We start from the raw sequence: 24977 nt of genomic DNA on the forward strand, positions 1-24977 counted from the left end.
CTAACCGAGTCCGTCAACCACTCGTCTGCGTATGGGTGGTTCTGCACCGTTTTCGGAAACAGGTAGAATCGAGTTTTTGACCCCTTGGTGGAGGCTGCGCCTTGCGAGACATTCTTCTCATTACCAGCACCGGGTATGCCGGCCCCGGCTTGAGTGCTGCATTGACGAGCGTAGTGGCCGAGTCAGGCGCAGCGTTGCTGGATATTCGTCAGAGTCGTGTGCAGGGGGCCGTAACACTTGCGTTGCTCATCAAGTTGCCCGAAGGCGCTGATGCCGCTGCCTTGGGTGAAGCGCTCGAACTACGCGCTGCGGCCGTGGGGGCCAGAGTGCACCTGGCTGCTCTGGATGCAGAGGCTTATGCCGCGTGGCAGGCCAACGAGTTGGCTCCTCGCCATATCCTGACGCTCATGGGACGCCAGCTGGACGCCCACCAGGTTCAACATGTGAGCGAACTTGTCGAGTCCCACGGTATGACCATTGAGCGTATCGAGCGGCTGTCGGCACCTGACGCCAGGGAGCGTGCTGCGCTGGAATTCACGCTGGCGGGTGAGCCGCAGGATCTGGAGGGGCTCAAGGCTGCCTTTTTCACTGCGACCCAGAACCTTGAGATGGATATCGGATTTCAGGCTGACACGCTGTTCCGCCGCCATCGGCGACTGGCCGTATTCGACATGGATTCAACATTGATCCAGGCGGAAGTCATTGATGAGCTGGCCAAGGCCGCTGGTATCGGAGAGCGGGTTGCCGCCATCACCGAGCGAGCCATGCGCGGTGAGCTCGATTTCAGGGCCAGCTTCAAGGAGCGACTCGCCCTGCTCAACGGCCTGCCTGAAACGGTACTCGAAGACATCGGTGCAGGGCTGCGTCTGACCGAAGGCGCCGAGCGACTGTTTTCCGAGCTCAAGCGATTGGGATACAAGACCGCCATCCTGTCCGGCGGTTTTACTTACTTTGCCCGTCAGATCCAGGCTCGGCTGGGCATCGATTATGTCTATGCCAACGAGTTGGAAACAGTGGACGGCAAGGTGACCGGTGTGGCGGTAGAGCCCATTGTGGACGCGCAGCGCAAGGCCGATCTGCTGCGTGAACTGGCCATGAAGGAAGGGCTGAGCCTTGAACAGACCATTGCCGTAGGGGATGGGGCAAACGACTTGCCTATGCTGGGTCTGGCCGGGTTGGGCGTTGCCTTTCGCGCCAAGCCGCTTGTGCGTCAGTCGGCGCGCCAGTCAATTACAACACTGGGTTTGGATGGCGTGCTGTATCTGCTGGGTGTCAGAGACCGAGACCACGTGCTTTGATCAGGCGCTGAAAGAAAAGCCGGCTATTGCCGGCTTTTTCATGTCTGTCGCTTATTCGTCCGCGACGAATTCATAGTTCATTGCCTGGCTGGGTTCCTGCAGGTAGTAACCCTGGATGTAATTCACACCGGACTGCCAGAGCGTTGCGAGGATCGTGGCGTTTTCAACGAACGGCACGATGCACAGCTTTTTGTGTTCCTGAATGCCGCTAATGAGGTTTTTCAGCGTTTCCTGGTTTTCCGGATTGCCCAGGTCGCGGACAAACGAGCCGTCTACCTTGAGGAAATCGATTGGAACCTGCTTGAGAATATTGAACGGCGCCAATGCACAGCCGAATTGACCCAGAGTGACGCGATGCCCCAGCTTTTTCAGGCCGTTGGCCATGATCTTGGTCTGGTTGAGGTGAGCCAGAGCATTGGCCTCGCTAATTTGGAAGATCAGGGATTCAGACGGTAAGCGAGCGGCCTGCAAGGCCGCCTGCAGCCAGAGCAGGAGTCTTGCGTCCTGTAGCGAGGCGGCGGACAGGTGAATGAACAGGCAGGTATCGTGCCCACGGGCGCGGTGGTCGACCAATACCTTGATGGCGTTATGGATTACCCATCGGTCTATCTTTGCACTTAGTCCGCTTTCTTCCGCTACCCGGAAGAACTCGGCCGGCGGTACTTCTTCGTTCTGAGTATTGTTCAGGCGGAGCAGCACTTCATAGTGCTCGCGGCTGTCACCACGCAGGCTGATGAGTGGCTGGAAGAGCAGGCGGAAACGGCTCTGTTCCAGCGCCTGTTGCACAATGGCAATCAGGCTGCCTCGGCTGGCTGCTGCGGCCAGTTCTTCTGCCGGGTCGTATCGTTTGATGGCATTACCGCCCTGTTTAGCAATCGCCAGGGCGCAGCGGTGAGCGCGGTCCATGATTTCGTGCGCATTGACGGTCTGCTCATCAAGAGCCGTCAAGCCAATGGAATAGGAGGGTTGCAAGGCCCGCTTGTTGATTTCGATAGGCTGTGACACCGCTTGACGGAGCAGTGGTTTCAGGCGGCTTTCAAGCTGCTCGGCAGTGCTGCCCTGAACCAGGACGGCAAATGCATCGTCGCTGAACCGTGCAAGCAGTGCTGGCGGTGCGAAGTGCTCTTTCAGCTGGTTGGCCAGGGCGGCCAGCAGCGCATCAATGTCGGAAATGCCGATTTCAGCGAGGATGGCCGCGTACCGGTCCAGCTGCAGGTAGGCGAAGCTGGCTGTCTGACCGTGCTGGACCACTTTCTCCATTTCCGCTTCCAGCGCCTCTACAAGCCGGGTGCGATTCAGCAGGCCGGTGACAGGGTCTACGCTGGTGGCTTCCCGCAACTTTTCTTCCAGCTCGGCATCGTTCTGGTTGCCGTCACGGATGACAACCTGAATGCAGGGCTCATCTTCGTAGGTGGCTGGAGAGAAGCTCATGTCCGCCGTGAAGGTAGAGCCATCGGCGCGCAAGCCCTGGCAGAGGAATCGGGCTGTGCCGTTGGCTTCGGGATCGTTGGAGTATTGCTTGAGAAAATCGCGAAACGCCTGCTGATCATCGCTTGCCACCAGATCAATGACCGGCATCCCTTCCAGTTCTTCCACATCCGTATACCCGAATAGCTGCAGGTAAATGGGATTGGCATGAACATGCATCCCGTCATGGACATAGGCGATGGCATCTTCGGAGCTTTGCAAAAGTAATTGGCATCGCTTTTCTGCTTCATGCAGGGCTAGTTCGGCGGTGCGATAGGCACGCCGCACTTCCAGATTGCCAATCTCGCGCCGGGATACGAGCACGAGTCGTTCGTCTTCACCCAGCGGAACGGCATCCTGAGCCCCATTCAGTAAAGCCTGGGTAATCGCGTCGGGCTCTTCAGGGTCGACCAGCTGGATAACCGGAATATCCTTGGCCTGGCGCTTGATGGTCTTGAGCGCCTCGTGAGGAGAAAGCTCTTCACAGTTGGGCGCCGCAATGAGCAGGTCCCAACTCTGCTGAAGTGCAGTGGCCAGCTCGTCCGGCTCTGTGACGCACTGTGCCCGGGTTGCGCAGCCCGCATTTCGAAACAGACTTACCAGTCGCTCGGCTTCATTCTGTGACTCCTCAACAATGAGCAGGCGGATGGTCTTCTTTTCGATAGCCATAGGTCTACGTATGAACCCGGACAGTTAAAGCGGTTAATAATCGAAGAGGCTGGAATCTACAGAGACTTCCATAAGGAGTCAAAATCGTCCTCTGTGTTGGAGGACGGTCCCTGGCTTCCCGGCCTGGGTGTTTCTGGCGTCGGTCGCGCCTGCTCCAGCAGACGGTATTCGAAGACGCTGAAGCTAACGGTAGCATTTTGACGCCTTGTCAGCATGCCTTGTTGCTCGACTCCCTTCTGATTGATCTGAATCTTGCTGCCTTCTTGGAAGGGCAGACGCGGGGCAACGAGAGAGGGAGACTGGTCTATGGCCTTGATTTCTGGAAGCAGCAGGCCTCTCAGATATTGGCTGTGTTGCTCGGTCTTGCGAAGCAGCTGCAATCCACAGGGGCGAGCCGTAGGCGCCAACAGCTCGACGCCCATCTGGGTACCGCTGCCAGGGACCTGGCGTATCCAGCGAATGACTGCAATCCCCCAGCTGTTCTCGTTCAGGCCGCGCAGCCCCAGCACTTCACCCGCTTGCAGTTGGTCCGGCACTTCCCCAGGCCAGCTGACGCAGTAGCCGCCCGGACTGTGATTGACGATGGGCAGCGAGAAGAGGGGGTAGGTTTTATCCAGCTCAATCTGTTCGCTTTTCACATCCACAGGCGTGTCGTAGTGGATTTCCTCATGCGCGTCCAAACTTGTATTGTGCTCGGCATCGAAGGCCAGTGACCATACATCCGACGTCTTCTCGGCCGGGGCAAAGTCCGGCTTGGACTTGGGCGGTTCCGGCAGGTTGAGCGTCTGGGCAAAGGCTACGCGACCCGAAAGGTGATAGTGCAGCGCACTCATGCCAATGCAGATCTCCAGGCGTCCTTGACCCGGGGTGCGCTGAAAGGCCCGGTCGGATTCCTGCCCCCATGCCGCGCGCAGGTGTTGCAGCAGGTCCGTGCTGATGTCCGGCTGCACTGGCAGGCGTGCACGGCTGCGCTCCTCCGGTGGCAATGCCAGATAATCAGAAATCTGGCTGACCAATACCTGTGTTGACAGGCCTAGCAGGCCGCTCAGGCTGGCCTCCTTGAGGAGGGTTCGGTAACGTGGCGGCGCATCGATCTGAGGTGCGACTACAAACAGTACGCCTGGCTGGTCAGCGGGTTTTATCTGCACGAGATTTGCCCATTGATCGAGGTACTCGACCAGCTGGGCAATCTGACGCTGGCGCATCTGGTTACACCGCGCTGCCCCAAATAACAGCGGGACAGCATAGGCCTCCTGCAAACTCTGGCCGTCAGGGCGCGTCAGTAGGTCGTCCCGTACACGCTGGCCCTGCAGGTTGAGACGCAGGGCGATCTGGAAGAGCTGATGCAGCTCCAGCCAGAGATGATCGGCTGCTGGGGTATACAATTGGGCTGCGCGAATCAGCGGGCCGTAAAGGCCTTTCATGGCGCGCTGTAGGGCCAATGGCAACAGGCTGGCCCGATCACGCGAGGGCGTATTGAGTTCGTCGACCACCACCAACTTGTAGCCTGCCGCCATATGGTTCTGTAGCGCCTGACACAGGTTGGCTACCTTGCGTGAGCGCTCGTCCAGCACAATGGGCTGGTCAAGAACATGGCGTTCGAGCATGACACACGTCCGGTTCACTTCCGGTCGCAATAACTCAAGCATGCGCAGACGTTGATCGTTCGACTGGATCAGCTGGTTGATTTCCAGCATCCCCTGGTACAACAGACGCGCCACTTCCCCGAGCTTTGCTCGCGGCAATTGGTCCAGCCAGCGTTTCAATCCGGCGGGGCTGGCTTCGCAGAACGTAAGGCTCCGCTGCGTGGGCGTCGGTACCCGCAGCAACTGCTGAGGGCCTTTACTATCCATTGACTGTCGGTTCTCCAGACTGAGCGGCGATAACAGTCATTATCCCCAATATTCAACTACTGGACGCCAGCGGTATCGGGCTAGCGTCCCTGTGTCGCAGGTGTCAGACGTCTCCCAACAGAGGCTCGATAACCTCGGCGACCTTGGGCGAGCCAATCTGCTGTCCCATATTGACCGTGCTGAAGGCGCCTAGCTCCTGAGCCCAGTTCACTTGATCAGGGCCAAACAGGACGATAACCGTGGAGCCCAGCTTGAAACGGCCCATTTCTTCACCTTTTTCCAGATGAATGAGCGCACGTGCCGCTTCGTCGTAACGTGTTGTTTTCAACATGCGCTTGGGTGGTGTCACCATACCGGCCCAAACGGTCTCGATACTGGCCACGATCATGGCACCGACCAGAATCATGGCCATCGGACCGCGTTCGGTATCGAAGATGCACACGACACGTTCATTGCGGGCAAACAATTCCGGAACGTTCTCGGCGGTCAGGTGATTGACCGAAAAGATTCGCCCGGGCACATACACCATCTCTTTCAGCGTGCCGGAAATGGGCATGTGTACGCGGTGATAGTCCTTGGGCGATAAGTAGATCGTCGCGAACGATCCACCCATGAACGGTGCAGCCCGTTGGGCATCACCACCTACAAGCTCCAGCAGACTGTAGCTATGCCCCTTGGCCTGAAAAATACGGCCATGCTCGACCTGACCGATCTGGCTGACTTCGCCGTCGCTCGGGCTAACAATGGCTGTCGGATCTTCCGGTAGCGGACGTGCATCTGGCTTTAAGCTGCGGGTAAAGAATGCATTGAAGTTTTCGTATGCCGTCAGGTCTTCGACCTGAGCCTGGCGCATATCCACGTCGTAGCGACGGGCAAACCATGCCGTCAGGGCATTCTTGAACCAAGGCATCCGGCACTCGGCGAAGCCGCCAATCAACCGTGAAAGGAAGTGATGAGGCAGTACGTGCTGGCTAAGAATGAACAGGCGGTCTTTCAAATTCATGGTGTGTCCTTGAGCGGCAATATATGAAGCGTGAACCCGCGGGCGAGGCCAGACAAGGCAAAACAGAAAAGGCCGGGTCAGATTGCTGTGACCCGGTTCTCGTTTCATTGTACAGCCATTCGGCTCGCCGCTGGAAACCCGCTATCAGCGTTCGACCGGTGTATCCGGATGATTTCCCCATTCTCCCCAGGAGCCGGCATAACCCTTGATTCGGGGGTAGCCCAGCGCCTTGGCGACCAGATAGGTAAATCCCGAGCGGTGGTGCGTCTGGCAATGGGTAATCACTTCCTTATCGGGCGTGATCCCCAAGGCATTAAGTGTTTCGGCCATATCGCTGCGGATACGCAGGCTATGTGCCGGGTCCATGCCGGCCGTCCACTCGAAATTGATGGCGCCCGGGATATGCCCGCCCTTGGCTGCCAGGACTTTTTCGCCTCGATATTCCTGTGGCCCGCGTGCATCCCAGATGGCCAGATCTTCCGCACCCAAGCGGCTCTGCAGATACTCACGCGTTGCAGTAGGCTCATCATGCAGCGTGAGGTTAACCGGCGTATCCACCGGCGGTGGCACATCCTGCGTCAATGGCAGGCCCGCTTCGATCCAGGCATGACGGCCGCCGTTAAGGTAATGGTAGCGGTGATGACCGATCACATCCAGCAACCAGATGAACCGTCCTGCCCAGCCACCGCCTTCGTCGTCATACACGACATAAACGGCCTCAGGGCGATGGCCCAGTTCGCTGAACAACATTTCCAGGTCGGCTTTTTCAGGGAGAAGCCCTGGCGCTGGAGGTTTGCCCAATTGTGTACGCTGGGGCGCAATGAAGTGGGCGCCGGGCACATGCCCCTCGGCATAATGCGCAGCGCTGGATAGATCGACCAGAATCAGCTCCGGCGTGTCGAGGCGGGCGGCAAGGTCGGCAGGCTCGATCACGAGCGGCAGGTCTGTAAAGGACATATCAGGTCATCCGGTCTGAAATCATGGGTTCGATTGTAGCGATCATGTGAGTCGTTGGGCGTAACTCGTCACGCCACGCTCGATGCAGGTGACAGTTTTATTGATAGCCTGCTGGTCGCGCTCGGAAAACGGCTCGCCTCCGTTGTCAATGATAGCCAGCATCGAAACGCGACCTTTGTTGCCCATCGAGCGCAGCACCATGTGTGAGTGTGGAAACAGGGCTTGCAGATTACCAGGCAGGTGAGGGCGAAACTGAGCGCTGTTCTCCGGGGTAATACGAAGTTGGGCGGGATCGCTCATCAGCTTGCGCAGCAGGGGATGATTGTTGATAGGCAGCTGAAGCCCCTTGGCTGCCTCGGGCAGGCCATGGATGCCTTGGGCCATGAGCACTGTTTGGTCCGCATCGGGTGTCAACAGGAGCAGGCGTGGCAGGCCGGTTGCCGCCAAGGCATCCCTGGCGCAAGCCGTCAGCTGGATGCCGTTGCTAAAGGAACTGGGCGTCTTTACCAGTTCGGCACAATATCGGCGCCATGCGTCCAGCCCATCGCCTGGCGTTTGGTTATTGGCCGCGGCTGATTGGGTGTCAGGCGCGGCCTTCCTGTTTGAGTGCAGGCGTCTTGCATCCCAGGGCCAGATCAGGGCTTCGGCCGGATGCCAAAGGCCTGGAATGAACTGTTGGCGAGCATGCTGCGCGGCGGCCTGATGGGTGACCTGCTGAATATGATCCAGTGACTCATGCATATAGAGGCCGACCAGCCGTTGCCAGCGGAGGATGTGCGGGTTGCTCCAGCTCTGGTGGGCGGCCACGGCCAGGCCATTCGCCAACAGAATTGTGTTGCCGGGCTGGGTGAGCCACCGACGTAGCGGCAAGTCCTCATCCAGGCGCTGTTGCTGCTGAAGAGGATGGGCATCGTTGTGGGCAATGTGCAGCGCCTTGACCAGGCGGCGACGGTCCTTCACCAGCAGGCGATATCCGTCTACAACCCAGGCGGGCAGGCTCCAGCGCTCGGCTAGGGTCAGGCACAGGTCCAGAAGGGGTACGCCAAGCAGCTCCTGCTCGACCGTGATGGCCGGCTCGTTGTTGCCCAGTACCCGCTGCTCCCATTCTTCCCAGAGTTCTGGATAAGCCTGAGCCAGTGGCCACACGGGCGCCAGGAACAGAAGCGTAGAGAGACGAACCTCCTGGCGCAGGCGAGCCAGGGTATTGCCGAAGAGGCCATTGGCCTGCGCCATGGCGTGTTCGCTGATCAACAAGAGCTGCGAAAGGGCTGGCGAGTATTTCTCTTTAGCTTCCGACGGAAGTGCCGATAACAGGTACTCAGTAGGACCCAGCCCGAGCCGGCTCAAGGCTACTTCCAGCGAAACCGCAGGATTCTCCCGGCCAAGCTGGCTTCGATTGGACTCCCTTAGCAGCACCAGCGACAGGATCGGTGACTGAAGCGCCACCTCGGCAATTTCAGGAACGGTCTTGTTGCCATTGGCCAGAGCCCTGCGGACATCTTCCTTGACTTCCTGGGGTACGGATAAACGTACGCTTTCCAGCCTTTTCAGCCAGGCGTCGAGCGTATTTGGACGAGCGGTAGTAATGGACATAGAGAGCTCGCATGAATGGCTTACAGAAATACCTACAGTCTGGCGCAGATTATCCGATAACTAAATCAGCAGCCTCTTTGTGGGCCCTTGTTTAACTAGAAGTGTTTGAAAATCATGGTCAAGATCATCGGCATTATCGTTGTCATCGGTAGCATACTCGCAGGCTTCGTGCTATCGGGCGGCAGTATCATGGCTCTCGTGCATCCTTACGAAGTGCTGACGATTGGTGGCGCTTCGTTGGGTGCCTTTTTACAGGCCAACTCGGGCAGCACCTTCAAGATCGTGTTTAAGAAGTCTTTGTCCATGTTTGGTCATCGCTTCACTCATGCGTACTACCTGGACGTGCTCAAGCTACTCTACGAAATCCTCAACAAGAGCCGTCGTGAGGGCATGATGTCCATCGAGGGCGATATTGAAGAGCCTAACGAAAGCCCAATCTTCAGCAAATACCCAGCCATCCTCAAAGATGCACGGATGACAGCCTTCATCACTGATTATCTGCGTCTGATGTCGTCTGGCAATATGGCTCCGCACGAATTGGAAGGGTTATTCGACATGGAGCTGAACAGCACCAAGGCTGACCTTGAGCACCCCTCTCATGCCGTAGCCAAGATCGCCGACGGTATGCCAGCCATGGGTATTGTGGCAGCGGTACTGGGTATCGTAATTACCATGGGCCTGTTGGCCGAAGGGGACACCATCAAGATTGGTGCGAGCGTAGGTACTGCCCTGGTAGGTACTTTCCTGGGTATTCTGGCGTCCTACGGCTTCTTTGCACCCTTGGCTGCCTCGCTCGAGCATGACGCCAAGGAAGAACTGAACGTTCTCGAGTCCATCAAGGCCACCCTGGTTGCTTCCGCATCGGGCATGCCGCCAACCGTGGCTGTCGAGTTCGGTCGTAAAGTCCTGTATCCCGCCCATCGCCCAAGCTTCATCGAGCTTGAGCAAGCAATGCGCGGCGCGTGAGGTTAAGCCGTCATGGATAACAACCAGCCCATTATCATAAAGCGCGTCAAGAAAGTTGAAGGCGGGCACCATGGCGGCGCCTGGAAGATTGCCTTCGCCGACTTCATGACAGCCCTGATGGCGTTCTTCCTGGTGATGTGGCTGTTGATTTCGACCACTCCCGAGCAGCGGATCGCCATTTCAGGCTACTTTCAGGACCCGATCGGGTTTACGGAAAGCGGAAGTCCTTATGTGATCGACCTTGGCGGTACGCCAACACCGTCTCCCAATCAGACGCTGAACCCGACGATGGAAAATGACCCCAAGACGCCGGATTCACCTGATAGCACTGATGAGGAACAGATCGACCAGACTACCAAGCCGAGTCCGGCTGATGCGGGCGGCATTGATGCTCAGCAGGCCGAGAACATCGCGGAGAAGATCGACAAGGAGCGCCTGCAACTGCTCCTGCAGGAATTGCAGAACAAGATCAACGATAACCCGGATCTGCAGCGTTTCAAGGATCAGATCCTGCTCGAGATCACTCAGGACGGCCTGCGTATCCAGATCGTCGATGCGGAAAATCGGCCGATGTTCGACTCGGGCAGTGCTGAGCTGAAGATGTACTTCGAGAATATCCTGCTGGCCATGGCGGATACGATCAGGGAAGTTCCGAACAAGATCAGCATCAGCGGTCACACCGATGCCAAGCCGTTCGTAGGGAAGGGGTACTACGGCAACTGGGAATTGTCGGCTGCTCGTGCCAATGCGGCCCGTCGAGCGCTGGTGGCAGGTAGTTACCCAGAGAACCAGGTGGCCCGTGTAGTAGGGTATGCCTCGTCGGCACTGTTCGATCGCAAGGACCCGCTCGACCCGGTCAACCGTCGTATCGACATTGTTGTTCTGACCAAGAAGGCTCAGAAGGCCATCGAGGGTGACAATGGCGGCCAAGCCGATACCCCGCCGACCGCGACTCCGGGCCAGGCTCCGGCAGGCAGCGACACGGGTGCCTCGACCGATAGCCCCGGTAGCGTGAAGGCTACGAGTAATCTGGCCAACCCGCTCAAGGGCATCGACCTGAAGAAGGAAATCAATGCCTTCGACGACGGTGCTCTGCAAATGAGCCCGCCGCCTAAGCCCTAGCGGTAAAGAGGGTCTGCCCGGACCTAGTACTCAGGTTCGGGCAGGCTGGCGATAATGTGACGGTAACTGGCCATGCGTTGAGGGTGAATTCGTCCCTCTTCCTGCGCCGCTAGAAAAGCACAGCCCGGCTCCCGGTCGTGCTTACAGTCACGGAAGCGGCAATGCCCGATAAGGTCGGCGAACTCGATAAAGCCGGCTTCCACATCCTGACGGCTTACATGACCCAGGCCGAACTCGCGGATACCGGGTGAGTCGATCAGATCGCCACCGCCCGGGAAGTGGAACAGGCGGGCAGTGGTGGTCGTATGCGTTCCTTTGCCAGTTATCTCGGACAAAGCCCCGACACGCGTGTCCACGCCCGGCAGCAAGGCGTTTACCAGCGATGATTTGCCTACACCGGACTGCCCTACGAAAACACTGATGTGTCCATCGAGCGTCTCTTTCAGCTTGTCCAGGCTTAGGCCGTTCAACGCCGATACTTCGAGCAAGGGGTAGCCCAGGTTGTTGTAGATGCCCAGCAGGTTATCCATCCGCTCGGCATTACTTTCATCGATCAGATCAGCCTTGTTCAACAGTAGAATAGGCTGAATGCTGGCATGCTCGGCTGCGACCAGATAGCGGTCGATCAGGTTGCTGTGGGGCTCGGGAATCGGCGCAAATACAATGATCAATCGATCGACGTTGGCCGCAACTGGCTTCAGGACACCCCGCATGTCGGGACGGCACAGCTCCGAAATTCGAGGCAGCTGGGCGACGATAACGCCAATGCCCTGATTACCCGCCCGCCAGACTACCCTGTCTCCCGTCACCAGGGCTGGCAGGTTGGCGCGCAAGTGGCAGCGCTGGAGCTGGCCGTCTTCGCCCTCCACCTCTACCTGTACACCAAAGTGGGCAATGATCCGACCCGTCAACTCCGGGCCCAGGTCGCCACCCTCAAGCTCTTCGATCAACCGGGACTCCCGACGCTCGGCGCGAGCCGCACGTTCGGTCTGAATCTTTTCAATACGCCAGCTTTGCCGGCGAGTGAGGTGGCGTTTGGCCATTAAGTAGCTCGATAAACCTGAAGTAAAGATAAAGTCTAACAGGCGGTTCGTCTGCCGGGGCAGAGATCGTCCAGCGGTCGGATCTTGGCTAGACTGCACAGCATTATCCGCTGTTATGACTTGGCCATATGCTCGACACCTTACGCCGCCGATATCCCGCTATCCTTGCATTACTGGTGCAGGTGCTTGCACTGCTTGTTACCTGGATTGTTCTACAGGTTGGTCTGGTTACGCTCCATTACCGCGCACCGTTGATCGGTGCGGCGTGCCTGCAAGGGGTCCTGGCCGCAGCGCTTGGGCAGTGGATGGGCCTGCACCGTTGGTGGCTCTTCATCAATCTGGCTTTCGTACCAGCCCTGGTTGCCTTCGCCGGTTATGCCATTCCCGGTTGGGTCTTTCTCGCAGGATTTTTCGTTATTCTGCTCTTGAACTGGAACAGCCTGACCGAACGGGTTCCGCTCTATCTGACCGGGCATGAGACACAGCGAAAGCTCAGTGAGCTGATAGCTGAACGATCAGACAAGGTGTCTTTCATCGACCTGGGAAGCGGTCTGGCCGGAACGCTCGTCTATCTGTCGCGTTTACACCCTAAGAGCCATTTTACGGGCGTCGAGACCGCGCCGATGAGTTTTCTGCTCTCCTGGCTGCGCTGCCTACCGCGGCGTAACTGTCGGATTCGTTATCAGAGCCTCTGGAAAGTCGATCTGGCTGAATACGATGTCGTCTACTGTTTTCTCTCGCCCGCCCCAATGCCTGACCTATGGAAAAAAGCGCAGGCCGAAATGCGTCCGGGTGCGCTGTTTGTCAGCAACACGTTCGAGATTCCGGGTGTGCCTCCCCGGCAGGTCATCGAGCTGAATGACTGGCGCCAGTCAAAAATTCTCATCTGGCAACGCTGACGGCGTGGCGCAAGGCCAGCCGAGCTGTATTTATTCCGCTAAACTGCCTGCATTGCTTAAGGAGTATTGCCATGCAGAATGACCAGAACCTGATCTGGATCGACCTCGAAATGACCGGCCTGGATCCGGAAAACGATGTGATCATAGAAATGGCCACCATCGTGACGGACAGTGAGCTGAACACCTTGGCCGAAGGTCCGGTCATCGCGATTCATCAGCCGGACGAGATTCTGAACGGCATGGACGAGTGGAACACACGTCAGCACGGCCAGTCAGGCCTGACCCAGCGGGTCCGCGAAAGCACCATCAGCATGGCGGAGGCCGAGCGCCAGACCCTGGCCTTCCTCGAGCAGTGGGTGCCGGCGCGCAAGTCGCCTATTTGCGGAAACAGCATTTGCCAGGACCGCCGCTTTCTTTATCGGCACATGCCGCAGCTGGAAGCCTATTTCCACTATCGCAACCTGGATGTTTCAACCCTGAAAGAGCTGGCGGCGCGATGGGCTCCTCATGTCCGTGATGGCGTAAAGAAGACCGGCAGTCATCTGGCGTTGGACGATATCCGTGACTCCATTGAGGAGCTGCGCTACTACCGCAAGCATTTCATCAAGGTCTAGGCATAGCCGTGACGACCCAGCGCCCACTCCACATGTTCACGTACAAGTGGGGATGGGTGTTGCTGGTGCACCTTCAATGCTTCGACCACCGGAATGCTGGTAGGCGCGTTGCCCAGCGCCACCGCCAGGTTGCGCAGCCAGCGCTCGTAGCCTGCCCGGCGCAAGGGCGAACCCTCCGTACGGCTTAGAAATTCGTCTTCCGTCCAACGAAATAGCGTCACCAGATCACTGTTGTCCAGGTTATGCCGTGGCTGGAAGTCCGGTTGCGCGGTGGGTTTGGCGAATCGGTTCCAGGGGCAGACAATCTGGCAGTCATCGCAGCCAAAGACCCGGTTGCCGATCAACGGGCGCAGTTCCTCGGGAATCGAGCCCTTGAACTCGATCGTCAGGTAGGAAATGCAGCGCCGCGCATCCAGTACATAGGGGGCAACGAACGCCTGTGTCGGACAGATATCCATGCAGGCGCTGCATCGGCCACAGTGATTGCTGGGATGAGGCTCATCGACAGGTAAGGGTAGGTCGGTAAAGAGTTCTCCCAGAAAGAAATAACTGCCTGCCTTGCGGTTGAGCACCAGCGTGTTCTTGCCGATCCAGCCCAGGCCGGCCTTTTCCGCCAGCGCTTTCTCAAGCACAGGGGCGCTGTCGACGAATGCACGGTAGCCGAACGGGCCAATCGCGGCTTGAATACGTTCGGCCAGCTGTTGCAGCCGTTTGCGGATCAGTTTGTGATAATCGCGGCCCAGAGCGTAGCGAGAGATATAGGCGTGTGCAGGGTCCGCCAGTCGCTTCGCCATGTCGGTATCGCCCGGCAGATAATCCATACGAAGCGAAACGATCCGTAGCGTACCTGGCACCAGTTCGTCCGGGCGCGAACGTTTTTGCCCGTGTGCGGCCATATAGTCCATCTCGCCGTGATAGCCCGCGGCCAGCCAGCGCTCGAGGTACGCTTCGTGGTCGCCCAGCGCTACACCGGTAATGCCGGTCTGCTGAAAGCCCAGCTCGCGACCCCATTCCTTGATGGAGGCTGCTAGCGTATCGAGATCGAGTGCGTAAGAAGACATGACGTGTTTAAGTTACTGACGAGAACCTATTTTGCCAGACCTTGGAGCTTGGTATCGCATGCACGACGAACTGCCGCTTTCCCTCTATAGCGCTGCGCAGGTACGAGCGCTCGACGCGCGTCTGATCGAATCGGGTACTTCCGGTTTCGAACTTATGCACCGTGCCGCGCGAGCCGCCTGGCGGTCCCTGCGTCAACGCTGGCCCGATGCCGGTGCACTGACTGTTTTTGCCGGGGGCGGTAACAATGGCGCAGACGGTTATCTAATCGCCTCGCTTGCTCAGCGGAGTGGCTGGCCGGTAAACGTGTATTACCTGAGCGACCCTGAAAAGCTCGAAGGCGATGCGGCCAAGGCATATATGGAGGCCAAGGGTACCGGTATCAACCCGGAGCCTTGGCGAGCGGGCGTAAAGCTGACAGGCGTTGTAGTGGACGCCCTGCTGGGTACCGGCTTTTCCGGCGAGGTACGTGAGCCGTATGCCAAGGCCATCGAGCAGATCAATAGCTGCGACCTTCCGGTCGTGGCCGTCGATATTCCCTCGGGGCTCAACGCTGATACAGGCTTTGTCAAGGATCAAGCCGTCAAAGCCAACCTTACCATTACCTTTATCGGTCTCAAGCTTGGCCTGTTGACAGGCAATGGGCCTGACTACTGCGGCAGTATCGAGTTTGCCGCCCTGGTTGAGGAACCCCAGAATCCTGCCGATGCCATGGCGCAACGCCTGGCGCCCCGTAATCTGCCCAAGCTTAAGCCGCGTAAGCGCAGCTCGCACAAGGGCAACTTCGGCCATGTGTTGGTCATTGGAGGGGATGAGGGCACTGGAGGCGCTGCGCTCATGACCTCCGAGGCAGCGCTCCGCTGCGGCGCCGGCATGATTTCCCTGGCTACGCGACCTTCGAATGTGGCGCCTGTGCTGGCACGTCGACCTGAAGTGATGGTGGCAGGTGTCGAGTCCGCGGGTAAAGTCATTGCCCTGGCAGAAAAAGCCGATGTCCTGGCCGTCGGGCCTGGTCTGGGGCAGGGCGCCTGGAGCCGCAGTGTGATCAGCGTGGCGGCGTCCCGAGAAGTACCTCAGGTATGGGATGCCGATGCGCTCAACCTGCTGGCCAGCCAGGCGGTCACCAAGCCCAGGGGCGAGTGGATCATGACCCCTCACCCAGGTGAGGCTGCGCGCCTGTTGCGCAGCGATATTGCCACGATTCAGAGTCGACGCCCGGCCGCAGCCCGAAAGCTGGCGGAGCACTATGGCGCAGTGGTACTGCTCAAAGGCCTCGGGACGCTTATTGCTGCACCGGATGGCCGCATGGCGCTCTGCGGGCGTGGTCACCCGGCGATGTCTACCGGTGGCGCAGGTGATGTGCTCACAGGCATTATTGCTGCCTTACTGGCACAACACCTCTCGGTGTTCGATGCTGCCTGCCTGGGCGCCTGGCTACATGGCCGTGCAGGAGAGCTGCTGGGACAGCATGGTCGAGGACTGGCTGCCAGTGATTTACCCGATACCGTTCGTCAGCTTTTAGAGAGTTACAATCCATGTCTGCAGTAACGCCTTCGTCCGAGACGATAACCCTGTTCGCGCCTGACGAGGACGCCATGACAGCCCTGGGCAGCATGATAGCCCAGGCCAGCGGCGGCCGTGGAACGCTTTATCTTCACGGAGACCTCGGAGCCGGCAAGACGACCTTGTCACGCGGCATCGTGCGGGGTCTAGGCCATACAGGTGCGGTCAAGAGCCCTACCTTTACGCTGGTCGAGCCGTACGAGATCGGTGAGATCCGGGTCTACCATTTCGATCTGTATCGTCTGGCTGATCCGGAAGAACTCGAGTTCATGGGAATCCGGGATTACTTCACCGGTGATGCCCTTTGTCTGATCGAATGGCCTGAACGGGGCATGGGGCTTTTGCCAAAGCCGGACCTGGACATTACCATTACGCCGCATGCGGGCGGCCGTAACGTGCAGTTGGTTTTTCAAGGCTCACATGGTGATGCCTGGCGTGCCGCCCTATCCACAGGAGTTTGATGCAAATGGGGTGGGGGAAGCGTGTACGCCTGGGATGGGCAACGTTGGGAGTCATTTTGTGTTGTCTGGCCAGCCAAGTGTTGGCAGCGTCAGATATCAAGGATATGCGTGTCTGGCGTGCACCGGACAATACGCGCCTGGTATTCGATCTGTCAGGGCCGGTCAAAGCCAATGTCTTTACTCTGACGTCGCCCAACCGGATCGTCATTGATGTCAGCGGAGCCAAACTGGCGACCAAGCTCAACGAGGCTCGCCTGAAGGGTACACCGATTACCGGACTGCGCTCGGCCCAACGCTCAGCCGACGAGCTGCGCATGGTGCTCGATGTGTCCCAGCAGGTTACGCCCAAGAGCTTTACGCTTGCGCCTAATCAGCAGTACGGAAATCGTCTGGTAGTCGATCTGTTCGATCAGGGCGCGGACCTGTCATCCGACATTCCCGCGACGCCTACGCCGGGTGAGCCATCTGCGCCGGTAACCCCTGCGCAGCCCAAGGTCACCGTGCCGGCTGGTCCCTCTGGCAAGCGCGACATCATTGTAGTGATCGACCCTGGTCATGGCGGTGAAGACCCTGGTGCAATTGCCAAGGGTGGCGGCCTTTATGAAAAGAACATCACGTTGGCCATCGGGCGAAAACTGCAAGCCCAGATCAACAGCATGAAGGGCTTCAAGGCCGAGCTGACCCGTACGGGTGACTATTACATCCCCTTGCGCAAGCGTACCGAGATAGCGCGTAAGAAAGGGGCTGATCTGTTTGTGTCCATTCATGCCGACGCAGCGCCCAACCGAACCGCCTCGGGTGTATCGGTATTTGCGCTTTCTCAGCGGGGCGCCACGTCTGAAACAGCGCGCTGGCTGGCAGATACTGAAAACAGCTCGGACCTTGTAGGCGGGGTGGGCAGTGCTCTGGACAACAAGGATCAGATGCTTGCCGGTGTTTTGCTGGATCTGTCCATGACCTCTACCATGTCCGCAAGTCTGGATGTCGGGCAGAAGGTTCTGGCCAACATCGGGCAACAGACCAAGCTCCTGCATAATCGCGTGGAGCAGGCTGCCTTCGTGGTGTTGAAATCGCCGGATATTCCTTCGATCCTGGTTGAAACCGGGTTCATCTCCAACCCGACCGAGTCCGTCAAGCTTGCAACGGCCTCACATCAGGAGTTGCTGGCACGGCAGATCCGCAGCGGTATTTCCACGTACTTCCAGAAGAGTCCGCCGCCAGGTACATACCTGGCCTGGCTGCGTGACCAAAAAGCACAGCAAGTGGCAACCGGCTCGCGCTAAAATAGCGAGATGCCTACGCCATAGCGGTTCGAATCGGCCGGCTGCCACTGCCTCGGGCAGCGCGGCCGGTTTCGTTTTGGCACTGCTTTCCATTCGACTCTCAGACCAGCCTGGCTAATTCCATGACTGAACTTCGTCGTATTCAACTGCTCAGCCCACGTCTGGCTAACCAGATTGCCGCCGGCGAGGTGGTTGAGCGCCCGGCCTCGGTAGCCAAGGAACTGTTGGAAAACAGTCTGGATGCCGGGGCACGCCGTATCGACATCGATGTCGAGCAGGGCGGTGTCAAGCTGCTGCGAATCAGGGACGATGGTAGCGGTATTCCCTCTGACGACCTGCCTCTGGCGCTGGAGCGCCATGCGACCAGCAAGATCTATAACCTGGATGAACTTGAGCATGTCATCAGCCTGGGCTTTCGAGGAGAAGCGCTTGCCTCGATCAGCTCGGTCTCGCGCCTGACCCTTACATCACGCCACCAGGATGCCGATCAGGCGTGGCAGGTCGAGACCGAAGGGCGAGAAATGCACTCATCAGTCAAACCGGCCGCGCATCCGCAAGGCACCACGGTCGAAGTGCGCGACCTTTTCTTCAATACACCGGCGCGTCGTAAATTCCTGCGTTCGGAAAAAACTGAATTCGATCATCTGCAGGAAGTTATCAAGCGCCTGGCCCTGGCCCGCTTTGACGTGGGGTTCAATCTTCGCCACAACGGCAAGAGCATTCTAGCCCTGCGTGAGGCTACGGATGACCTTACCCAGGCCCGCCGTGTCGCGGCGGTCTGTGGGCCGAATTTTCTGGAGCAGGCCCTGCCTATTCAGAATGAACGCGGCGAGCTGCGCCTGTGGGGCTGGGTCGGCATGCCGACCTTCTCTCGCAGCCAGGCGGACCTGCAGTACTTCTATGTGAATGGTCGCATGGTGCGCGACAAGCTGGTCGCGCATGCTATCCGGCAGGCCTATCGTGATGTGCTCTATAACGGGCGGCACCCTGCATTCGTGTTGTTTCTCGAACTCGACCCAGGCGTGGTGGATGTGAACGTACATCCCACCAAGCATGAAGTTCGGTTCCGGGATACGCGGATGGTGCATGATTTCCTTTACGGCACCTTGCACCGTGCGCTGGCCGATGTGCGTCCGGACGATCAGGTGACGGCACCGGCATCGGCTGTTACCGTGCCGCCTCGCGCCACAGGCTCCGCTGCAGGGGAATTTGGTCCCCAAGGTGAGATGAGCCTGGCGGCGCATGCACTGGAAAGTAGCCAGCCTGCGCCTGCATCGTATCGCATCGAACCGGCCATGCCGGAAACATCGCCACGGCCAGTTGCTGGCGGTGGTTCTGGTGGAAGCTACGGCGGCTCCGGCAGCTATTCGCCCAAGCCGGCATACCCTACCCAGAGTGTGGCCGAGCTGCAGGGAGCCTACCAGACCTTTTTTGCTCCGTTGCCTTCTACAGTCAGTAGCACAGGAGCTGCGCCAGCTGCCTTGCCGGAAAGCCAGGGTGATATTCCTCCATTGGGCTATGCACTGGCTCAACTCAAGGGCATTTATATCCTGGCGGAAAATGCTCACGGTCTGGTGCTGGTCGACATGCACGCCGCCCATGAGCGTATTACCTATGAGCGTCTAAAGGTTGCCATGGCCAGCGAAGGCCTGCGTGGACAGCCACTTCTGGTGCCTGAGTCATTGGCGGTCAGCGAGCGGGAGGCCGATTGTGCAGAAGAGCATGCCCAATGGTTTTCCAAGCTGGGTTTTGAGCTGCAGCGGCTAGGGCCGGAAACCCTGGCTATCCGACAAATACCTGCGCTGCTGAAACAAGCCGAAGCAGGTGATCTGGTTCGAGATGTTCTAACAGATCTCTTAGAGTACGGCACGAGTGATCGTATCCAGGCGCATATCAACGAACTGCTGGGCACCATGGCCTGTCACGGCTCCGTCAGAGCCAACCGGCGTTTGACAGTGCCTGAAATGAACGCTTTGCTACGGGATATGGAGATCACCGAGCGAAGCGGCCAATGCAATCATGGTCGACCCACATGGGCGCAGATGGGCCTTGATGATCTCGATAAATTATTCCTGCGTGGCAGGTAATCGATGTCGCATGACGCGGCGTCGACTTTCATGAGAGTTTCCATGTCTTTTCCACCTGCCATTTTTCTGATGGGACCTACAGCCTCCGGCAAGACCGATCTAGCCCTTGAGCTTGCCAGGGTTCTGCCGTGCGACTTGATCAGTGTCGACTCGGCGCTGGTGTATCGCGAGATGGATATCGGTACGGCCAAGCCCTCGAAAGCACTTCTGGAGGCTTTTCCCCATCGTCTGATCGACATCCGCGAGCCCAGCGAGACCTATTCGGCAGCTAATTTCTGTGCCGATGCCCGTCAGGCAATGGCAGACATCACGGCGGCAGGGCGTATTCCTCTGCTGGTAGGCGGCACCATGCTGTATTTCAAGGCGCTCCTTGAGGGGTTAGCGGACATGCCCAGCGCCGATCCAACCATTCGTGCCGAAATCGAAGCCGTTGCGGCAGAGCAGGGGTGGGGTGAGGTTCATCGGCAACTGGCAGAGGTCGATCCTGAGTCAGCGGCGCGCATCCATCCCAATGACCCCCAGCGCCTGACCCGTGCACTGGAAGTCCATCGCGTCAGTGGAATGACGATGACCGAGCATCGGGAGCGTCAAAGACAAGGAAATGCAGATTCCGACGCGCCGTTTGTCGCACATTTCCCGTATACTGCCGTTCATCTGGCTATTGCTCCTCAAGAGCGTGCGCTGTTGCATGCGCGAATAGCCCAGCGTTTCCGCCACATGCTGGAACAGGGCTTTGTCGATGAGGTCTCACGTCTACGGGCGCGAGGTGATTTGCAGCCTGAACTACCCTCCATGCGTGCCGTAGGCTACCGTCAAGTATGGGAGTATCTGGACGGCGGAATGAGTTACGACGAAATGACAGAGCGCGGCATTATCGCCACGCGTCAGCTGGCTAAACGGCAGCTTACCTGGCTACGCAGCTGGGGCCAGCTACAGTGGTTGGACAGTATGGCCCGTGACAATGTGTCGCGTGTCTTGAAAAGCCTTAAGGCGGTCTCCATATGCAGTTGAGTCTCAAGAAGAACCACGCCGGTGATGGCGAACCTTCTGACCTTGCAACAAACGAATCTTTTACCTTTGAGGAGAGCGGCACAATGTCAAAAGGGCATTCGCTACAAGACCCTTACCTGAATACTTTGCGTAAGGAACGCGTTCCAGTTTCCATTTACCTGGTCAATGGCATCAAGTTGCAAGGTCAGATCGAGTCCTTTGATCAGTTCGTCATCCTGCTGAAAAACACTGTCAGCCAGATGGTTTACAAGCACGCAATCTCAACGGTAGTTCCTAGTCGTCCTGTTCGTCTGCCTAGCAGTGATCAGCCGGCTGAACCCGGTAACATGTAAATAGGAGTCGCCTTTGTTCTTTGAACGCCCGGGTGGTGGTGAACGGGCCATTCTGGTCCATCTCGAAGGCCAAGATCCTGAATCCCGCGAGGATCCTCAGGAGTTCCAAGAACTTGCGCACTCTGCTGGCGCTGACACGGTGGCGATGGTTACCGTGTCGCGACATCAGCCTTCTGCACGTTTTCTCATCGGTACCGGCAAGGTCGATGAACTCCATGACTTGGTGAAGGCCGATGAAGCCGAACTGGTCATCTTTAACCATACCCTTACGCCCAGTCAGGAGCGCAACCTCGAGCGCGCCCTGGAGTGCCGGGTGCTTGATCGTACTGGGTTGATTCTCGATATCTTTGCCCAGCGTGCTCGAACCCATGAAGGTAAGCTTCAGGTTGAGCTGGCACAGCTTGAGCACATGAGTACTCGTCTGGTGCGTGGCTGGACCCACCTTGAGCGACAAAAAGGTGGTATCGGTCTTCGAGGGCCGGGCGAAACACAGCTCGAGACGGACCGTCGCCTTTTGCGTGTTCGTATCCGCCAGATCAAACAGCGCCTTGAAAAGGTACGCAGTCAACGTGAGCAGGCCCGAAGAGGGCGGCGACGTGCCGAAGTTCCAGCGGTATCGCTTGTTGGCTATACCAACGCTGGCAAGTCTACGCTATTCAACACCCTGACCTCTTCCGAGGTCTATGCAGCGAATCAGTTGTTCGCGACGTTGGATCCTACATTGCGTCGTCTAGAACTGGCTGACCTGGGACCGGTGGTACTGGCTGATACCGTGGGTTTCATCCGACATCTGCCACACAAGCTGGTTGAGGCGTTTCGCGCCACGCTGGAAGAATCAAGCAACGCGGATCTGCTACTGCATGTGATCGACTCTCACGAAGAGGATCGCATGCTGCAAATCGAGCAGGTGAACGTCGTGCTGGAAGAGATCGGTGCTAACGAGATTCCCATGCTGGAGGTCTATAACAAGATCGACCTGCTTGAGAATGTCGAGCCGCACATCCAGCGCGACGAGGAAACTGGTCGTCCGATCAGAGTTTGGGCTTCTGCTCGGGAAAACCGGGGCTTGGAACTGATTCGTCAAGCTGTGGCCGAATTGTTGGGCGACGACCTGTTCGTAGGTAAATTGCGGCTGCCTCAGGCTATGGGACGTCTGCGTGCGCTATTGTTCAGTCAAGGTGCTGTACAGGAAGAATCGCATGACGAAGAAGGGTATACGGTGTTGTCAGTACGTTTACCTCGTGCAGAACTTAATCGTCTCGTCAGTCGTGAAGGTTTCAAGCCGGATGACTTCGTGGCGCAACATACTTTGCAATAAAGCCTTTATCGACGTTTTTGGTCCGGGTGCCCGGCATCCGGTAGCATTGGTCGGCGCGCCAACCGGCGCGTTTTCGCTTTAGTCAGTAGGGAGAGCGCTATGGCTTGGAACGAGCCGGGTGGCAACTCAAATAATCAAGACCCCTGGGGCGATCGCCGTGGCGGTGGTAATGGTAATGGTGGCGGCCGTCAAGGTCCACCGGACTTGGATGAAGCGCTTCGTAAGCTGCAGAACAAGCTGAATCGCTTGTTTGGCGGTAAAAAGCGCCCGGATTCCAGCGGAGGTAACCGTCAGGCGGGCAGCAGTGCGGGTCTGATTTTAATTGGCTTGGCCTTGCTGTTTGGCTTGTGGCTATACAACGCTATTTATGTCGTTGACGAGCAGGAGCAAGCAGTTGTGCTGCGCTTCGGCAAGTATTACGAAACGGTAGGTCCTGGCCTGAATATTTACTTCCCTCCAATGGATCGCAAGTTCCAGGAAAACGTGACGCGTGAGCGTGCGTATAGCAAGCAGGGGCAAATGCTGACTCAGGACGAGAATATCGTCGAGGTACCGCTGACCGTTCAGTACAAGATTACCGATTTGGAGTCTTTTGTATTAAACGTGGATCAGCCGGAACTCAGTCTTCAGCATGCTACTGATAGTGCTCTGCGTCATGTGGCTGGCTCTTCGACCATGGATCAGCTGCTGACATCTGGCCGTGAGCAGGTCGCAGGTGAGGTGCGTGAGCGCTTACAGCGTTTCCTGGATACCTACAAAACAGGTATTACGGTAACTCAGGTAAACATCCAGAGTGCTGCTGCACCTCGCGAGGTGCAGGAAGCATTTGATGATGTTATTCGTGCACGTGAAGACGAGCAGCGTGAGCGTAACCAAGCCGAAGCTTATGCTAACGGCGTGATTCCCGAGGCGCGTGGTCAGGCTCAGCGTTTAATTGAAGATGCCAATGGTTACCGTGAGGAGGTCATTGCACGCGCTCAGGGTGAAGCGGATCGCTTTAATAACTTGGTAGCCGAGTATGAGAAAGCACCTCAGGTAACGCGCGAGCGTCTGTATCTTGAGGCTATGCAAGATATGCTGAGCCAATCGAGCAAGGTTCTGATCACAGCACAGGGCGGTCAGAATAATATGCTCTATCTGCCGCTAGATAAGATGGTGCAAAACCGTCCTGCCGAATCGAGTGATTCATCGACCTCGCCTTCTTCAGGCAATAACAGCTCGAATAATCCTTCGCCATCGGTAAGGGCTTTGCCGCAGCTGCCTGAAGTACGGACAAGGGAGAGCCGCTGATGAGTAACAAGTCTATCGCCGCTCTGGTTGTAGTGGTCATTCTAGGACTATTTGCCTGGAGCAGCCTGTTTATCGTTCAGCAGACCGAACGTGCAGTTATGTTGCAGTTTGGTCGTGTAGTAGATGCTGACCTTAAGCCTGGTTTGCACTTCAAGCTGCCCTTTGTAAATAAGGTGCGTAAGTTCGATGCCCGTCTTATGACGCTAGACTCTCCAACACAGCGGTTTTTGACCTTGGAAAAGAAAGCTGTGATGGTTGATGCCTATGCCAAATGGCGTGTCTTTAATGCTGAGCGTTTCTATACGGCAACCTCAGGTATGAAGCAGATTGCCGATGAGCGTCTGATGCGTCGTTTAGAAGCCGGACTGCGTGATCAGTTTGGTAAGCGTACTTTGCATGAAGTGGTTTCTGGCGAGCGTGATGCCATGGTGGCCGAGTTAACAGGCTCACTTAACAAAATGGCTAATGCAGAGCTGGGCATCGAAGTATTGGATGTCCGAGTCAAGGCTATTGATCTGCCGAAAGAGGTGAGCCGTAGCGTCTATGAGCGTATGGGCACTGAGCGTGAGCGTGAAGCGCGTGAGCACCGTGCCAAGGGGCGTGAGCTGGCTGAAGGTATTCGTGCAGATGCAGATCGTCAGCGTCGCGTTATTCTGGCGGAAGCCTATCGCGAGGCAGAAGAAACACGAGGCGATGGTGATGCTCGTGCTGCTGCGATCTATGCCCAGGCTTATACAAAAAACCCTGAGTTCTACTCTTTTACGCGTAGCTTGCAGGCTTATCGCAACAGTTTCTCTAATAAGAGCGACATCTTAGTGATGGATCCGAAGAACGAGTTCTTCAAATACTTGGGTGATCCAACCCCGTAAAAAGGTTGGCGGGCGCTCGTCGCCCGCCGCTGACCTTTTTGTATTTCGTGGTATCATGAGTCAGCCGGGAACATCCCGGCTTTTTTGCGTCTGCATGAACCATTGCATGGCGGCGAGGTTGTATCACGGGGATGGCTTAGGCGATCTACCGTCGCTGCGCGCTTTGCTCGCTACTGTACCGTGCTCTGTGCGGCAGGTTTTGCCTGCGCGTGCATAAGGT

21 protein-coding genes are annotated in these 24977 nt (G+C 57.5%); 14 read left to right on the forward strand and 7 right to left on the reverse strand.

Annotation, left to right across the window (positions count from 1 at the left end; translation table 11 throughout):
* Positions 1–101 precede the first annotated feature (101 nt).
* Positions 102–1298 (forward strand): phosphoserine phosphatase SerB, encoded by a 1197-nt coding sequence (serB, locus tag JQR90_RS02890; protein WP_010796904.1) that lies wholly within the window; start codon positions 102–104, stop codon positions 1296–1298.
* Between the two features lie 51 nt (positions 1299–1349).
* Here serB and JQR90_RS02895 read toward each other — a convergent pair whose 3' ends face one another.
* From JQR90_RS02895 to JQR90_RS02915, 5 genes are all read right to left on the reverse strand, one after another.
* On the reverse strand, positions 1350–3434 hold the full coding sequence (locus JQR90_RS02895) for an EAL domain-containing response regulator (protein WP_010796905.1): 2085 nt from the start codon (positions 3432–3434) through the stop codon (positions 1350–1352).
* A gap of 56 nt (positions 3435–3490) precedes the next feature.
* Positions 3491–5287, reverse strand: coding sequence for a hypothetical protein (locus tag JQR90_RS02900; RefSeq protein ID WP_010796906.1), 1797 nt, complete (start codon positions 5285–5287; stop codon positions 3491–3493).
* Between the two features lie 103 nt (positions 5288–5390).
* Positions 5391–6284, reverse strand: a complete 894-nt coding sequence (asd, locus tag JQR90_RS02905; protein ID WP_037030727.1) for an archaetidylserine decarboxylase — start codon at positions 6282–6284, stop codon at positions 5391–5393.
* Between the two features lie 150 nt (positions 6285–6434).
* Positions 6435–7247, reverse strand: coding sequence for a thiosulfate sulfurtransferase (gene rhdA, locus JQR90_RS02910; protein WP_010796908.1), 813 nt, complete (start codon positions 7245–7247; stop codon positions 6435–6437).
* Positions 7248–7289: 42 nt separating this feature from the next.
* Entirely contained in the window at positions 7290–8840 is a 1551-nt protein-coding gene (locus tag JQR90_RS02915; protein ID WP_407362797.1) for an HDOD domain-containing protein, read from the reverse strand.
* Between the two features lie 114 nt (positions 8841–8954).
* Here JQR90_RS02915 and motA point away from each other — a divergent pair, with 114 nt between their 5' ends.
* Positions 8955–9806 carry a flagellar motor stator protein MotA gene (gene motA, locus JQR90_RS02920; protein WP_010796910.1) on the forward strand — a complete coding sequence of 284 codons (852 nt, stop codon included), beginning with the start codon at positions 8955–8957 and terminating at the stop codon, positions 9804–9806.
* A 12-nt stretch (positions 9807–9818) separates the two neighbouring features.
* Positions 9819–10928 carry a flagellar motor protein MotB gene (gene motB / locus JQR90_RS02925; protein ID WP_010796911.1) on the forward strand — a complete coding sequence of 370 codons (1110 nt, stop codon included), beginning with the start codon at positions 9819–9821 and terminating at the stop codon, positions 10926–10928.
* Positions 10929–10951: 23 nt separating this feature from the next.
* Here motB and rsgA read toward each other — a convergent pair whose 3' ends face one another.
* A complete protein-coding gene (gene rsgA / locus JQR90_RS02930) occupies positions 10952–11971 on the reverse strand; it encodes a small ribosomal subunit biogenesis GTPase RsgA (protein WP_073449592.1) in 1020 nt (339 codons plus the stop codon).
* A gap of 128 nt (positions 11972–12099) precedes the next feature.
* On the opposite strand from rsgA, the gene JQR90_RS02935 reads away from it, so the two are divergent.
* Both JQR90_RS02935 and orn read left to right on the forward strand, forming a co-directional pair.
* The gene (locus JQR90_RS02935) at positions 12100–12870 is read left to right on the forward strand and encodes a trans-aconitate methyltransferase (RefSeq protein ID WP_073449590.1); all 771 of its coding nucleotides are present in this window, start codon (positions 12100–12102) and stop codon (positions 12868–12870) included.
* A gap of 71 nt (positions 12871–12941) precedes the next feature.
* Positions 12942–13484: an oligoribonuclease gene (orn, locus tag JQR90_RS02940; RefSeq protein WP_434140402.1), complete on the forward strand. Its 543-nt coding sequence runs from the start codon at positions 12942–12944 to the stop codon at positions 13482–13484.
* Here the strand turns inward: orn and queG are convergent.
* A complete protein-coding gene (gene queG, locus JQR90_RS02945) occupies positions 13481–14545 on the reverse strand; it encodes a tRNA epoxyqueuosine(34) reductase QueG (protein ID WP_010796915.1) in 1065 nt (354 codons plus the stop codon). The two genes, orn and queG, sit on opposite strands and share 4 nt — an antisense overlap.
* A gap of 58 nt (positions 14546–14603) precedes the next feature.
* On the opposite strand from queG, the gene JQR90_RS02950 reads away from it, so the two are divergent.
* From JQR90_RS02950 to hflC, 9 genes are all read left to right on the forward strand, one after another.
* A complete protein-coding gene (locus JQR90_RS02950; protein WP_312270583.1) occupies positions 14604–16091 on the forward strand; it encodes an NAD(P)H-hydrate dehydratase in 1488 nt (495 codons plus the stop codon).
* The gene (gene tsaE / locus JQR90_RS02955) at positions 16079–16567 is read left to right on the forward strand and encodes a tRNA (adenosine(37)-N6)-threonylcarbamoyltransferase complex ATPase subunit type 1 TsaE (RefSeq protein WP_010796917.1); all 489 of its coding nucleotides are present in this window, start codon (positions 16079–16081) and stop codon (positions 16565–16567) included. Before JQR90_RS02950 ends, tsaE begins: the two co-directional genes overlap by 13 nt.
* 5 nt (positions 16568–16572) lie before the next feature.
* Positions 16573–17850: an N-acetylmuramoyl-L-alanine amidase gene (locus tag JQR90_RS02960; RefSeq protein WP_010796918.1), complete on the forward strand. Its 1278-nt coding sequence runs from the start codon at positions 16573–16575 to the stop codon at positions 17848–17850.
* Positions 17851–17972: 122 nt separating this feature from the next.
* A complete protein-coding gene (gene mutL / locus JQR90_RS02965) occupies positions 17973–19937 on the forward strand; it encodes a DNA mismatch repair endonuclease MutL (protein ID WP_010796919.1) in 1965 nt (654 codons plus the stop codon).
* Between the two features lie 42 nt (positions 19938–19979).
* The gene (gene miaA / locus JQR90_RS02970; protein ID WP_037029960.1) at positions 19980–20948 is read left to right on the forward strand and encodes a tRNA (adenosine(37)-N6)-dimethylallyltransferase MiaA; all 969 of its coding nucleotides are present in this window, start codon (positions 19980–19982) and stop codon (positions 20946–20948) included.
* A gap of 83 nt (positions 20949–21031) precedes the next feature.
* Positions 21032–21280: an RNA chaperone Hfq gene (hfq, locus tag JQR90_RS02975; RefSeq protein WP_026003896.1), complete on the forward strand. Its 249-nt coding sequence runs from the start codon at positions 21032–21034 to the stop codon at positions 21278–21280.
* 13 nt (positions 21281–21293) lie between these two features.
* Positions 21294–22598 (forward strand): ribosome rescue GTPase HflX, encoded by a 1305-nt coding sequence (gene hflX, locus JQR90_RS02980; RefSeq protein WP_010796922.1) that lies wholly within the window; start codon positions 21294–21296, stop codon positions 22596–22598.
* Positions 22599–22697: 99 nt separating this feature from the next.
* Complete coding sequence (hflK, locus tag JQR90_RS02985) at positions 22698–23888, forward strand: FtsH protease activity modulator HflK (protein ID WP_010796923.1); 1191 nt, start codon at positions 22698–22700, stop codon at positions 23886–23888.
* Positions 23888–24757 (forward strand): protease modulator HflC, encoded by an 870-nt coding sequence (hflC, locus tag JQR90_RS02990; protein WP_010796924.1) that lies wholly within the window; start codon positions 23888–23890, stop codon positions 24755–24757. The genes hflK and hflC overlap by 1 nt, the downstream gene beginning before the upstream one ends.
* Positions 24758–24977: the final 220 nt, after the last annotated feature.

The organism is Pseudomonas sp. JZ114, from assembly GCF_051027705.1.
Lineage (GTDB): Bacteria > Pseudomonadota > Gammaproteobacteria > Pseudomonadales > Pseudomonadaceae > Chryseomonas > Chryseomonas luteola.